Source organism: Paenibacillus sp. PastF-3 (genome assembly GCF_029893135.1).
Classification (GTDB): Bacteria; Bacillota; Bacilli; order Paenibacillales; family Paenibacillaceae; genus Paenibacillus_AQ; species Paenibacillus_AQ nitricinens.
The window spans coordinates 269,810-283,054 of the sequence record NZ_JARXWM010000005.1 but is presented as its reverse complement, the minus strand read 5'-3'; the positions used below and the strand labels follow the sequence as shown (position 1 = coordinate 283,054).

Genomic DNA, 13,245 nt, shown 5'->3' with positions numbered 1-13,245 from the left:
TCATTCACACCGCTTCCTGTTTTTTTCGGATATAAACCGATAGTAACATAAAAACTACCAAATACCCGAGCAAAATCAAGACATTACTCCAATGCGGAGCTGAGCCACGCACAATCTCCCATGCCCCATTTCCATAGTTGTAGGAAGGTAACCAATGACCAATCTTCTGCATTAATTGCGGCAAAATCTCAATCGGCATCCACATGCCCCCCGCTACAGCAAGCGCCATATAAATCACGTTGCTGACTCCACTAGCTGTGTCCACCCGTTTCATAGCACCCACAAGCGTACCAATCGCCAAAAATGGAAGGGAACCGATCAAAATCCATAGCCCGCTAAGCACCCATTGACCCGCAGATAAGGAGACACTGTTGATTAAATATCCTGCGATAAAAATACAAATGACCGAAAACAGATGCATCATCGTTTGCCCGAACATTTTTCCGAAGAAATAAACAGAACCCGGTAGCGGGGTAATCCGAATAAAGGTCGTCCAGCCTTGTGTTCGTTCTTGCACTAAACGGATGCCAAGCGTCATGATCGCAGAGCCCATTACACTAAAGGTTGCCATCGACATTAAGTAGTGAGCGCGCCAAGTCGGGTCATCGTTACCTGTATTAACCACGCGGGTGAAGATGAAGTAGAACATAATGGGCATGAGCAATGACCAGAACACGTAATAAGGATTACGGATGATCCTCAGCATCTCGGCTTTACACTGTACAGTAATTAATCTCATCTTTAGATAGCCTCCTCTTGGTTCATGGTCAATTGTTCAAAAGCGTCATCTAAACGTCCCTGATCTATACGAACATCCTTCACGGGAAGTCCAGTAACAAAAATCGCTCGCAGTGCTTCATCCGTATCGTCTGTCGTCACATGAATTCGACCTTCTTTTTCATAACAATCTTCAATAGCGGTTAGTTTCATTAGACTTCTGCGTAATTCAGAACGATCACCTACTGGCAGGAAGGATAGCGAACGCTTCACAATTCTTGATTTAATCTCATCCGGACTTCCGTCTGCAACTAAGTGACCCTTGCTGAATAATAGAATACGATCCGCGATATCTTCGGCCTCTTGTAAGTAATGTGTCGTGAACACAATCGTCTTGCCCTGCTCCGCAAGTCCACGAACCGTATCCCAGAACCGCCTCCGGGAAGTAATATCCAATCCAACTGTAGGTTCATCGAAAAAGATCAGCTCTGGGTCACCCGCCAAGGCCAACGCGAAGCCGAGACTACGCTTTTGACCGCCCGAGAGCTTCTCGGCGTATCTATTTAAATCCGCTGGCGCAAGCCCTGTAGCTTTAATTAGAAACTCCATATCCATCGGCTGTGGATAATAGCTACGGATCAGAGCAATGATCTCCCGAACCTTCAGCCGATCCATCACACTTACCTCTTGCAGCATCGCGCCGGTCTTTTCACGTACGATTTTATCTTTTGGATGTTGTCCAAATATTTTCACTGTACCTTCAGTGGGTTCTAATAGCCCCAATAACATTCCCAATGCTGTTGTTTTGCCTGCTCCGTTTGGTCCAAGAATAGCTGTAATCGAACCCTTGGCAATGTTGAAGCTGATATTATCTACTGCTTTCTTATCCTTATATAATTTGTTAACTCCATTCATCTCAATAACATTGTCCATTTCGTAACCCCTCCGATTCCGAATGCGTTTGATCTATTTCAATCATATGGAAAAAGGAGACCAGACATTAGTATGGACTGTCATTTCTTTAAGATGACAACTGTCACCTTCACAAAAAAAAGAGGTTGTCCTATCCATAGTTTTAACTACGAATAGGGCAGCCTCTTTAAGCGAAAATACTAGATTACCTCTTGAAAAATCCTTTTCCGAGAAGGAATTCCTTCATATGCATTCGCGCTGGCTGTGCCAACCGTTCTGCCATAATCACAGACCAAGGTGTATCCTTGGCACCATGAGTCCGCTCACGCATATAGTCTGAAGAGATTTTATCGTAAGTCTTGACCTGCTCCACTGTCATTTCGGCATTGTAGCGATTGCGATGTAGAACAGCCTCTAATGGCAGACGCGGACGCAGGCTTGTGGCTCCATCAGGATAGCCCACACACATTCCAAATACCGGGTAAACCAGCTCAGGCAGTCCAAGCAGCTCAGAAACCTCCCCGATCCGGTTACGGATTCCGCCGATATAAACAATCCCGAGCCCGAGTGATTCCGCAGCTACAGCAGCATTCTGAGCAGCAAGCGCAACATCAACGGTAGCTACAATAAGGTTCTCCGCAGAATCTTCATACGATGTCTCTCCCTGTAAATGAGGTTTTGTGACCTCACGCAGCCGATATAAATCCGCGCACCAGACCAAAAAGACTGGGCATTGTTGGATATAAGCCTGATTACCCGCTAATCCGGCAAGCTCTGCTTTTAGAGCCGGGTCAGTCACTGCAATGACACTATAGGCTTGTACACTGCTGGAAGTCGAAGCCATTTGGCCTGCTTCAATAATAGCTGCAAGCTGCTCTTCACTTACTGGCTTATCCTGATACTTGCGGACAGATGCATGGTTCATTAATAGAGATATTGTCTCGTTGTTTTCTTGCACAGCGGCCACTCCTTACATAGTTAGGTTTCTCTTACAGCTTTACCCGCTGCAAACGAAGTGCATTCAAAACGACGGACACAGAACTGAATGCCATCGCAGCTCCAGCTAGCCATGGAGCTAGAAATCCGAGTGCAGCAATCGGTATACCTATTGTATTGTATGCAAGTGCCCAGAACAAATTCTGCTTAATATTACTCATCGTTTTACGGCTCATCATAATGGCATCGGGTATGCTCTTCAGATCTCCCCGCATCAGTGTAATATCTGCAGCCTCCATTGCTACATCCGTACCTGTACCGATCGCCATGCCCGTATCTGCAGTAGCCAGTGCAGGAGCATCATTGATGCCATCTCCAACCATAGCTACCTTTGTCCCATTCCGCTGCAGCTTACGAACTTCCTCCGCTTTGCCTTCCGGCAGAACCTCTGCTAACACTTTTCGAATACCTGCTTGCTTCGCAATAGCTTCTGCGGTGATTTTATTGTCACCTGTAATCATAATGACCTCTATGCCCATCGCATGAAGCGCAGCTACAGCTGCTTTTGAGGTTGGTTTAATCGTATCGGCAACAGCGACAATCCCGGCAATCTCATCGCCCACCGCTACAAGCATAGCTGTCTTTCCTGCCTCTTCCAGTCTCTTCATGACTGGGGTCCACTCTGTGATGTCCAATTGATGATCTTCCATCATACGCCGTGTACCCACCCTAACTTGTTGATCGGAGACAACAGCCATAATTCCCCGTCCAGGTACATTATCAAACTGTTCAGCGGCGGGTAAGATCAATTCTCTGTCAGCAGCTCCTGCTACGATGGCTTCCGCAAGCGGATGTTCTGATAATTTCTCGGCTGCCGCAGTTAAAGCTAATAAACGATTCTCGGCGCTTTCTTTACCATAAGCGGCAATTCCAGTGGTAGTCACGATATCAGTCAGCACGGGCTTACCATTTGTAACCGTACCTGTCTTATCCAAAACAACGATCTTAACCCCTTGTGCGCCTTCTAAATGCTCACCACCCTTGAACAGGATACCAAGCTCCGCAGCGCGGCCCGATCCCGCCATAATGGAGGTCGGCGTTGCAAGACCTAACGCACATGGACAAGCGATTACGAGCACCGCAATAGCTTTTTCAAGGGCATCGGCAAATTGACCAGGTGCTGCCCAGAAGTACCAGACCAAGAAAGTGATCATCGCAATGCCTACAACAATCGGTACAAAAATACCTGAGATGACATCCGCGATCCGCTGGATAGGCGCTTTGGAGCCTTGGGCCTCCTCCACTACTCTAATGATTTGAGCGAGTGCAGTGTCTCTTCCTACTTTGTTAGCTTTAATTCTTAAGATCCCATTCTTATTTAATGTAGCACCGATAACGGTATCTCCGGTTTTTTTCTCTACAGGAATACTTTCTCCGGTCAACATAGACTCGTCCACAGAAGAGGAACCCTCTACTACCTCGCCATCCACCGGCACCTTTGTTCCGGGCTTCACCAATACAATATCGCCGGGAATCACTTCATCTGTCGAGATATTCATTTCTTTGCCATCACGGATCACGAGAGCCGTCTTTGCCTGAAGCCCCATTAAGCTCTTAATGGCGTCAGAGGAACGTCCTTTGGCTAGCGCCTCGAACCATTTACCCACGAGGATGAGCGTGATGAGTACAGCACTCGTCTCATAATACATTTGGGTGGTATGATTCATTCCCTTCATACTTAATGAATCAATCGTCAGATAAAGACTGTAGAAATACGCTGCTGATGTCCCCAGTACGACCAACACATCCATATTGGCACTCCCGTTACGAAGTGCTTTATACGCGCCTACGTAGAACTGCCAGCCGATGATAAACTGTACGGGGGTCGCCAGAACAAGCTGAAACCAAGGATTCATAAATATCTCCGGTGTTGGAATCCAGCTTGTGAATGAGAAATGACCTGCCATCGCCCATAACAACGGGAAAGAAAGAATAGCAGAAATGATCCACTTCCACTTCTTATGCTGAATTTCCTGTACACGACGGTCCACATGATCCTTGCGGTCTTCTTTAAGTGTAGCTTTATATCCGATATTGCTTACCTTCTCCATGATCTCTCTTGGACTAATATTACCGGGAGTATATTCTACATGTGCCGTTTCCAGCGCTAAATTCACATTCACTGCTGCGATCCCCGGCGTACGACTCAACACTTTTTCGATCCGCGCCGAGCATGCAGCGCAGGTCATGCCTGATATATCAAAATCCGCGGTCTCTTTGACGGTATCATAACCAAGAGCGCGGATTTTATCTTCAATTTGTGGTAACCCTGATACAGAAGGATCAAATCCGACAGTGGCTTGTTCCAAGGCCAAATTTACATTTGCGCGAGAAACACCCTCCATCCGGGACAAACCTTTCTCAATTCGAGCTGCACAAGCAGAACAGGTCATGCCTGTAATCTGTACGGTCGCTTGCTGTTCATTGGGTGAAGCTGTTATTTTTAACTTATCCATGATTCCAAAGCCTCCTCATACCCCTATAGAGTATGATAATTTCTATAAAAAGAAAAGGCATTGGAGCTTATGGCATCCCCATAACAGCTCCAAGCCTTATTACTGTGCTTCAAATTAAACTACATCATACCCTTGCTCTTCAATAGCTTCTTTAATAGCTCCAAGGCTCACCTTGTTCTCATCATACTCAACGGAAACTTTTTTAGCTGCAAGATCCACTTTAGCAGTAGCTCCAAGATTACCTACAGCCTTCTCTACAGAGTTGACACAGTGACCACAAGACATTCCTTCGACATTTAATGTAGCGTTCGACATTATTATTACCTCCAGTAAATGTTATGAAGCTATGCTTAAGAAGCATTAGCTTATTATTTCATTAATTTGTTAACCGTGATTAGCAGCTCATCGATAACCTCATGTTCACCGGCTTCGATTCGTTCAACAATACAACTCTTCATATGCCCTTCCAGCAGCATCTTACCAACACCGTTTAGTGCCGCTTGAACCGCTGCGAGCTGATTGAGCACATCGTCACAATAAGTATCCCGCTCTATCATACCCTTTATCCCGCGGATCTGGCCTTCAATCCGGTTGAGGCGAGTATTCAAACCATTTTTGAAATCTGTCGAATGATGACTCATTCGTTCTCCAGATACTGAAGAATGACAGTCAGCTTCACAGGATTTCTCAGTTTGTTCTTGCTCTTGCTTACTAGTAGACATAAGGATCAGCCTCCTTGCCAATAATATAATATACCCCCGTAGGGTATGTCAAGAGATGTTCTTTATTTCCTATCCCCTAAATCCCATTTTTTCAAGCATAAACGCCTTCGGTATCTATATAAGGACGGTTAGCGTTTAAGCAGAAATATAAGACATATAGTATGGTGTGAAACTTATACTTCTTATATTTTAAAAAAACTATTGCTACCCTATTCAAATTTGAATATAATAAATTTTGCTTCTAACCTATGAACATTTTTTGAACGGATTTATCACTATTAGAAAAAGGAGCCTGCGAAGCATGCATACTAAAGAAAGTAATCTTAAACTCGTAGTTATCGGCCTGCTGCTCGGTATTCTGATGTCCGCGATGGACAATACCATTGTAGCTTCAGCTATGGGAACCATTGTTTCCGACCTTGGCGGTCTGGACAAAATCGTATGGGTCACTTCGGCCTATATGGTCATGGTAATGGCTGGGACCCCAATCTTCGGCAAGCTCTCGGATATGTATGGACGTAAACGTTTCTTCATGTTCGGACTGATTGTATTCCTGATTGGCTCAGCACTGTGCGGTACTGCAACCAGTATTACACAACTCAGTATTTACCGGGCTATTCAAGGGATCGGCGGCGGTGCACTAATGCCTATCGCCTTCACTATCGTTTTCGACATTTACCCGCCTGAAAAAAGAGGAAAGCTGACTGGCCTATTCGGTGCCGTCTTCGGAATCTCCAGTGTACTCGGACCATTATTAGGTGCATATATTACCGACTATGTAGGCTGGCAATGGGTATTCTACATTAACCTGCCGCTCGGAGTTATTGCACTGTTTCTGATCGCAACTTCGTACAAAGAATCGATCTCTCACGCTAAACAGCGCATCGACTGGGGCGGAGCCTTCACTCTCGTCGGCGCCATTATCTGCCTAATGTTTGCGCTAGAACTGGGAGGCAATCAATACGCTTGGGATTCCAGTGTCATTCTCGGCTTATTCGCCGGCTTCGCTGTACTCTTGCTGGCATTCATCCTCATTGAGAGAGTGGCGGCTGAACCTGTTATCTCGTTCGCGATGTTCAGTAAACGGTTGTTTGCAACAAGCAGTGTGACAGCCTTGTTCTATGGCTCTGCCTTTATCGTAGCCACCATCTACATTCCTATCTTTGTACAGGGCGTATTTGGCGGCTCCGCTACGAACTCTGGACTGATCCTCATGCCGATGATGATCGGTACGGTCGTGGGCAGTCAAACCGGTGGGCTACTTACAACCAAAACCAGCTTCCGCAACATTATGATCCTATCCGCTGTCTGTTTTGTAGCAGGTGTCTACAGTCTAAGCACTTTATCACCAGATACCTCCCGTCTCATGCTTAATGTATTCATGGCCTTAACTGGATTCGGCGTGGGCTTCTCCTTCTCCGTGCTAAGCATGGCAGCTATCCATAATTTCGATATGCGCCAACGCGGTTCGGCAACTTCAACAAGTACCTTTATGCGCTCGCTTGGGATGACGCTGGGGATTACGATCTTCGGTATTATTCAGCGTAACAACTTCACTAGCAGCATTAGCGAAGCTTTTGGCGGAAGTGGGCAGTCAGCAGCCTTCGGCGATCCACGGGCAGCCCTTACACCTGAAGCAAGAGCCAAGATTCCACCTGAAATTTTAGAGAAAATATCTAGTGCACTGTCCTCTTCAATCGCACATACCTTTATGTGGGCCATGATTCCTGCCGTCCTTGGTTTAGTCTTTGTGCTGCTGATGCCAAAAGACCGCCTCACCATCCCGAGTAAAACTGCTCAGGCGTCCGAGGGTAAAAGGTAATTATATGTCGATGAAATTGGCTATTCTCGGACTATTGCTTGAACGAAATATGCATCCCTATGAAATTACACTAGTCATGAAAGAGCGCTCCATGGACCGGATTACAAAGCTCCAGCTTGGGTCTCTCTACTACGCTGTCGATAAACTTGCACAAGATGGTTATATAGAAGCTTTAGAAGTGATAAGCAGCAGTGATCGCCCAGACAAAACCATTTACGGTATTACTGAGCAAGGTAAAAATTTATTCGAGCAGTTAATTCTACAGCAAATTAAAAAGAACGAGCCCTTCTATCATCCGATGTATATGGCTCTAGCCATGTCCCGTCATGTTGATCAAAACAAGGTGGAGAAGCTGCTCGAAGAACGTATTCGGGAAACCGAACATCAGGTGAATCTGGCTTATCAGGTATATGAAGAACATATTCCTATTGTTCCTCGTTCCGCCCTTCATCTCATGTACGGCACCTATGAACACACCCTTATTGAACTAAAATGGCTGCAACGTCTCTATGATGATGTTGTAGCACGCAAGTTGAATGACATTGGAACACCACTTAATACAGAGTAGAGTCCTTAGGGCCTCTACTCTTTTTTTACTTTTCCAGAGACAATAAATACCATACTAGAATCTAAGCGTGTACAATATGTACGTGTACGCAATCATATTTCCCTAGGAGGAATCACATTGTTGAGAACGCTGCCTTTAAACAAGCGCGGTATACCAGCCAGCCGTATTGCTCTAGGTTGTATGGGATTTGGTGGGGGCTGGGATCATGAACCGATCACCACCGAGAATGTTAAGCAAGGACATGCAGCCGTCGACGCTGCACGATCTATTGGTATCAATATGTTTGATCACGCAGATATTTATACCCGTGGTAAAGCCGAGAAGGTATTCGGTCAGATCTTTAAAGAACGCCCAGGACTCCGCGAAGAAATCATTATCCAATCAAAATGCGGTATTAAGCTAATGGAGCCTGGAGACAGTTCTAATGTCTTTGATTTCTCAAGCCAGCATATTCTAAGCAGTGTGGATGGAATATTATCACGACTAGGAACGGAATATATTGATATTCTGCTGCTGCATCGACCTGATCCTTTAATGGATCCGGAGGAAGTGGCCTCCGCATTACATCAATTGAAGACAGCTGGTAAGGTTCGTCATTTCGGCGTCTCCAATATGAGTGCAGCGCAGATCAAAATGCTGCAAGCCTATTGCGATGAACCTTTTATCGTAAACCAGCTACACATGAGCCTAGCCAAGCTCAGCTGGGTCGATGCTGGAATCAGTGTAAACCGTGAACCTTGGAAGGATATTACCTTTCCCGAAGGAACCCTTGAACATTGCCGAATGGAGAACATTCAGCTTCAAGCTTGGGGCCCACTCGCACAAGGCATATTTAGCGGACGTTCATTAGAGGATCAGCCAGAGAATATCGTCCAGACAGCCGCCATGGTTAAACAAATTGCAGATAAAAAAGGAACAACACCCGAAGCCATAGTGCTATCCTGGCTAATGACACATCCGGCAGCTATTCAGCCTGTGATTGGGACTGTGAATCCGCAGCGCATCGCTGCCTGCGCCGATGCGGACAAGCTGGAGCTTACTCGAAAAGAATGGTATGACCTATATGTTAGTTCACGTGGTACTCGTCTTCCCTAACTGAACCCACAATTAAAACTCGCAAGAATTCTTAATAGCCTAATCGTGCTTCACGCGCGATTAGGCTATTTTTAATGCAGTCGCCTCTTATACCGTTCTTTATTGCGAATAAAAATAGATATCAAGCGATAAACCGAGATAAATAGAGATAAATTAACATTATCGTTCTTTATAGAGCACAAATGAGACTTATTGACAGTTTTCTTTTCAAATTATTCCATGTATTATTCATTACAGAAGTTGTTCTTAATAAAGAACAATAATAACGAACCAAAGAAACTCAAGACATTGAGGGGAGGTATTCCTCTGAGACCCAGATCAGCAAAAAGAAGGCCTAAACGAAAGAAGCAAATCGGATTACGTGTTCTGCAATCAGGAATGGCTGTCTCCGTCTTGTTTCTGACTACCTCGCAGCAAGTGGGTAGTACCTATGGTGGTTTTGGAGCTACTGCGCAAACCACTAGCACCATTAGCTTTTGCGAAGTATTTCCAAACTCGATCAAGGGGCTTCTAACAGAACTCAAAGATCATATCGAAAGAGCTACTGCTTTAAAAGGATCTCTGCAAAGCTATACCCCTTCAGGCAGTCTCTCAGACGTTTCGGGAATAGAAGGCATGACGCTGGATGAGCTTGATGTCGCAGCGCAAGAGATTTCCACACAAATCTCCGCACTTCAATCTCAAATCAATGGCGTGAATGAGCAACTGGCCACAAACAGCCAAATTTGGAACGAAATCAATGGTGAGCTGAACGCAGCAGCAGCCGTCCTATTCCAGATTGGAGGATATATGACCTCTCTAGATTCAAACTGTCTAGAAATCAAGGATGAACCATTCTTCAGAGAGCTGCAAAGCAGCCTAAATCAAAGTGGGGTAATCTCTGAATCTCTAAATGCTTCATTAAAGGGAGTTATCCAGTACCTAAACTCCATACACGACATCGGCCTTCCATTTGCTTCGGTAGTGACCAGTGATGTATATGGACAACCCGAGTTACGCAATGAGGCGTTTCAGCAGCCGTTGCCTTTCCTGATTCCTTTTAGTCAGCCGGCCGGCAATATCTCTAGCGAACTGACCTCCACTTATGAGAATCTCAACACTGAAATGAATGACCTTAAAGAATCCGCTACTTCAGGAATCAGCAATCTTCAGAGTCAGCTCCAATTGATCAGTCAAGCCCGTGAACAACAATTGGAAGCCCTTGAGAAAGCCCGATTAGAGGCGCTGGAACAAGCGAAGAAAGAAGAAGAGCGTTTGGCCCTGGAGAAGAAGGAAAAGCAAGAAGCCGAGGACAAAGCGAAAGCAGAAGAGAAAACAAAAACGGAAGTGACTCCACCGACAGGTGAAGCAGCTCCAGAAAACATAAATAAAGAACAACCTGAAGCCCCAGCCACTAACCCGGTCGTTCCGGGAGTTGGTGAAGAGCCAACGATTCCACAAGATGTACCACAGCAAAAGGTTCCTCAGGAGACGCCAAAGGCGGAAGATACAACCTCTTCCCCACCGGCAGCAACACCAGCTCCTGCGGCCCCTCAACAAGACAAAGGTGGAGAATAATATGCGGATTAAAAAAATGATCAACAATACATTATCGAGCATCATGCTTGTCATCTTTATCCTGCTGGTGGTAGCTGTAGTTTTATCAAAGGCCTCCGGCGGTGAACCTGCCTTCTTCGGATACCAGATCAAATCCGTACTCTCAGGTTCGATGGAACCAGGGATTCACACCGGATCGATTGTCGCTTTAAAACCCGGAGGAGATATGAATCGCTTCAAAAAAGGCGATGTTATCACCTTTAGAAATGAAGAAAACCTGCTCATTACTCACCGTGTTGTGGAAGCAACAATGAACAACGCTACTGGTGAAGCCATGTATCGTACGAAAGGCGATAACAATGATGCGCCTGATATGAACCCTACCAGTTCAACGAATGTTGTAGCTGAGTATACCGGGGTTACCGTACCTTACGTAGGTTACGCTATGAATTTCGCAGTTTCCAAAGCTGGAAGTGTCGTGCTCATGATCGTACCAGGCTTGATGCTCCTGCTCTATGCCCTGTACTCATCATGGAAGGCTGTAGCTGCACTCGAAAAGAAAAATGCTGCTATACTGCCCACCTCTCCACCCCCAACTGAAATACAGTAATCCGTTGATTGTCCGCTTCCGCTTACGAACCGGAAGTTACAATATATAAATTTTATAAAAAAACCACAAAAACCGAGGAGGAATTTTAATTATGGGTATCAAAAAAACATTGGGTCTTGGCGTAGCATCTGCAGCACTGGGTTTATCATTGATTGGTGGAGGAACCTTCGCTTACTTTAGTGACACTGCACAAAACACTTCTACATTCGCTGCAGGTACACTCGATTTGAACTCCGACCCTTCTGTTATCGTAAATATCGCAAACCTGAAGCCAGGTGATACTGTATTTAAAACCTTCAAATTAAAAAATGACGGTTCCCTCGATATCGGATCTGTTCTTCTTAAGACAAGCTACTCCGTTAATGATGTGGGCGGTAACAACAACGGTGTTGATTTAGGTAAATCCATTAAAGTTAAATTCTTAACAAATCTTGATAAGAGTAATATATTTCAAGCCGATAAAGTAGTTTATGAAACAACACTAGCCGATTTGAAGGCTTTGTCCCCTGATATCGTAGAAAGAAAGTTTTTACTCAGTGAAGCTGCTGGAATTAAAGCCGGTACTAATGATACATTCGCAGTCCAATTTGAATTTGTTGATGATGGCCAAGATCAAAACTATTTCCAAAAGGATTCATTAACACTAACTTGGGATTTCTTTGCTAAACAAGGCAAAGGAACTGACTACTAATCTAATAAGTCTTCCATTCGAAGAGCAGCAGATTCTTATTCCGGAAAGCGGATAAGTAGATGCTGCTCTTCTCTTTACAATAAACTTTGTCGAATTTATCGATATTTGCTATACTAATAACAAAAAATACGGAGGGGCGTCAGCATAGTGGCACAAAATATGGGCCAACGTATCCAGCATCTCCGCCTAGAAAAGGGATTCTCCCTATCTGAGCTTGCGGACAGAGCGGATGTTGCTAAATCGTATCTTAGCAATGTGGAGAGAAACATCCAATCCAATCCTTCCATCCAGTTTATCGAAAAGATCGCCGATGCGCTTCAGGTATCCATCCATGCTTTGCTCTATGGAGAGCCTAATGATGCTGAGGAATCGCCTTTAGATTCGGAATGGTTCCGATTGGTGCAGGAAGCTATGGCCTCAGGCATAAGCAAACGCGAATTCAAGGAGTTTCTGGACTACCAGAAATGGCGCCTGGATCAGAAGGACTAATCCTTCATCTGATCTAATAAGATCCTCTTCTACTCATACTATCAAACATAAACGCCTTCGCCCTCCTAACATGGATGGCGAAGGCGTTTTATATTCTAACCATGTATCGTGTACAACTTATAGAAAAAGGGCACAGCGATTTATCGCCATGCCCTTTTTCGGTATATAACGCTCTAATGTATTACTGCACGGCTTGCACAGTCTTCTCCTGAAAGAATCGACGAATTTCATCTGCCTTTATGCCAGCCTTCTTAGCTGCTAATAATAAATGTACCCACTCTACGTCTACATCAATAACCTGCTGTTCTCTGTTGCTTCCCTGGTTGGACTTGTCCAAAAAATCTCCTCCTAAGATTTTACGTCCCCAGGCAATCCGGCTGTCATAGTATTTCTACCTTAGACCCGCGACTTTGTGCCCCTGTCTTTCGGCAGGTTTACCTTTTACTGGACCCTTTACACGAAAGGATCTACTTCAAAAAGGATGAAAAACGCTAACTGCAATAACATTATACTATACTAAAGTGGAAAAGTGTGTCGATTTCTGATTAGTTTTTCCATTAAAAAACAAAAAATAGAAGCTCTTTTCTGTGATATCTTGTCCTATTAACACGATACTCGTCCTATTCATAAA

14 protein-coding genes and 1 riboswitch are annotated in these 13,245 nt (G+C 44.9%); of the genes, 7 read left to right on the top strand and 7 right to left on the bottom strand.

Annotated features, from left to right (window positions below):
- Positions 1–4 precede the first annotated feature (4 nt).
- The 6 genes from M2444_RS12950 to M2444_RS12925 form a co-directional block, all read right to left on the bottom strand.
- Positions 5–739, bottom strand: a complete 735-nt coding sequence (locus M2444_RS12950; protein WP_094869711.1) for an ABC transporter permease — start codon at positions 737–739, stop codon at positions 5–7.
- Between the two features lie 2 nt (positions 740–741).
- A complete protein-coding gene (locus tag M2444_RS12945; RefSeq protein ID WP_280787147.1) occupies positions 742–1,650 on the bottom strand; it encodes an ABC transporter ATP-binding protein in 909 nt (302 codons plus the stop codon).
- A gap of 184 nt (positions 1,651–1,834) precedes the next feature.
- Positions 1,835–2,587 carry an oxygen-insensitive NADPH nitroreductase gene (gene nfsA / locus M2444_RS12940; protein WP_280787146.1) on the bottom strand — a complete coding sequence of 251 codons (753 nt, stop codon included), beginning with the start codon at positions 2,585–2,587 and terminating at the stop codon, positions 1,835–1,837.
- Between the two features lie 31 nt (positions 2,588–2,618).
- Positions 2,619–5,081, bottom strand: coding sequence for a heavy metal translocating P-type ATPase (locus tag M2444_RS12935; RefSeq protein ID WP_280787145.1), 2,463 nt, complete (start codon positions 5,079–5,081; stop codon positions 2,619–2,621).
- A gap of 114 nt (positions 5,082–5,195) precedes the next feature.
- Positions 5,196–5,396, bottom strand: coding sequence for a copper chaperone CopZ (gene copZ / locus M2444_RS12930; protein ID WP_042184300.1), 201 nt, complete (start codon positions 5,394–5,396; stop codon positions 5,196–5,198).
- Positions 5,397–5,449: 53 nt separating this feature from the next.
- Positions 5,450–5,722: a metal-sensitive transcriptional regulator gene (locus M2444_RS12925; RefSeq protein ID WP_256989783.1), complete on the bottom strand. Its 273-nt coding sequence runs from the start codon at positions 5,720–5,722 to the stop codon at positions 5,450–5,452.
- Between the two features lie 382 nt (positions 5,723–6,104).
- On the opposite strand from M2444_RS12925, the gene M2444_RS12920 reads away from it, so the two are divergent.
- The 7 genes from M2444_RS12920 (at position 6,105) to M2444_RS12890 (ending at position 12,614) form a co-directional block, all read left to right on the top strand.
- A complete protein-coding gene (locus M2444_RS12920; RefSeq protein ID WP_280787144.1) occupies positions 6,105–7,625 on the top strand; it encodes an MDR family MFS transporter in 1,521 nt (506 codons plus the stop codon).
- A gap of 4 nt (positions 7,626–7,629) precedes the next feature.
- Positions 7,630–8,193 (top strand): PadR family transcriptional regulator, encoded by a 564-nt coding sequence (locus tag M2444_RS12915; protein ID WP_042184294.1) that lies wholly within the window; start codon positions 7,630–7,632, stop codon positions 8,191–8,193.
- Between the two features lie 117 nt (positions 8,194–8,310).
- The gene (locus tag M2444_RS12910; RefSeq protein ID WP_256990484.1) at positions 8,311–9,288 is read left to right on the top strand and encodes an aldo/keto reductase; all 978 of its coding nucleotides are present in this window, start codon (positions 8,311–8,313) and stop codon (positions 9,286–9,288) included.
- A gap of 393 nt (positions 9,289–9,681) precedes the next feature.
- Positions 9,682–10,845 carry a flagellar export protein FliJ gene (locus tag M2444_RS12905; protein ID WP_280787143.1) on the top strand — a complete coding sequence of 388 codons (1,164 nt, stop codon included), beginning with the start codon at positions 9,682–9,684 and terminating at the stop codon, positions 10,843–10,845.
- 1 nt (position 10,846) lies between these two features.
- Positions 10,847–11,434: a signal peptidase I SipW gene (gene sipW, locus M2444_RS12900; protein WP_094869658.1), complete on the top strand. Its 588-nt coding sequence runs from the start codon at positions 10,847–10,849 to the stop codon at positions 11,432–11,434.
- Positions 11,435–11,525: 91 nt separating this feature from the next.
- A complete protein-coding gene (locus tag M2444_RS12895) occupies positions 11,526–12,125 on the top strand; it encodes a TasA family protein (protein ID WP_094869657.1) in 600 nt (199 codons plus the stop codon).
- Between the two features lie 159 nt (positions 12,126–12,284).
- A complete protein-coding gene (locus M2444_RS12890) occupies positions 12,285–12,614 on the top strand; it encodes a helix-turn-helix domain-containing protein (protein ID WP_256989782.1) in 330 nt (109 codons plus the stop codon).
- Positions 12,615–12,795: 181 nt separating this feature from the next.
- Here the strand turns inward: M2444_RS12890 and M2444_RS12885 are convergent, their stop codons facing one another.
- Positions 12,796–12,951, bottom strand: a complete 156-nt coding sequence (locus M2444_RS12885) for an anti-repressor SinI family protein (RefSeq protein ID WP_143812120.1) — start codon at positions 12,949–12,951, stop codon at positions 12,796–12,798.
- A gap of 27 nt (positions 12,952–12,978) precedes the next feature.
- A riboswitch (cyclic di-GMP riboswitch) is annotated at positions 12,979–13,063 on the bottom strand.
- Between the last annotated feature and the right edge of the window lie 182 nt (positions 13,064–13,245).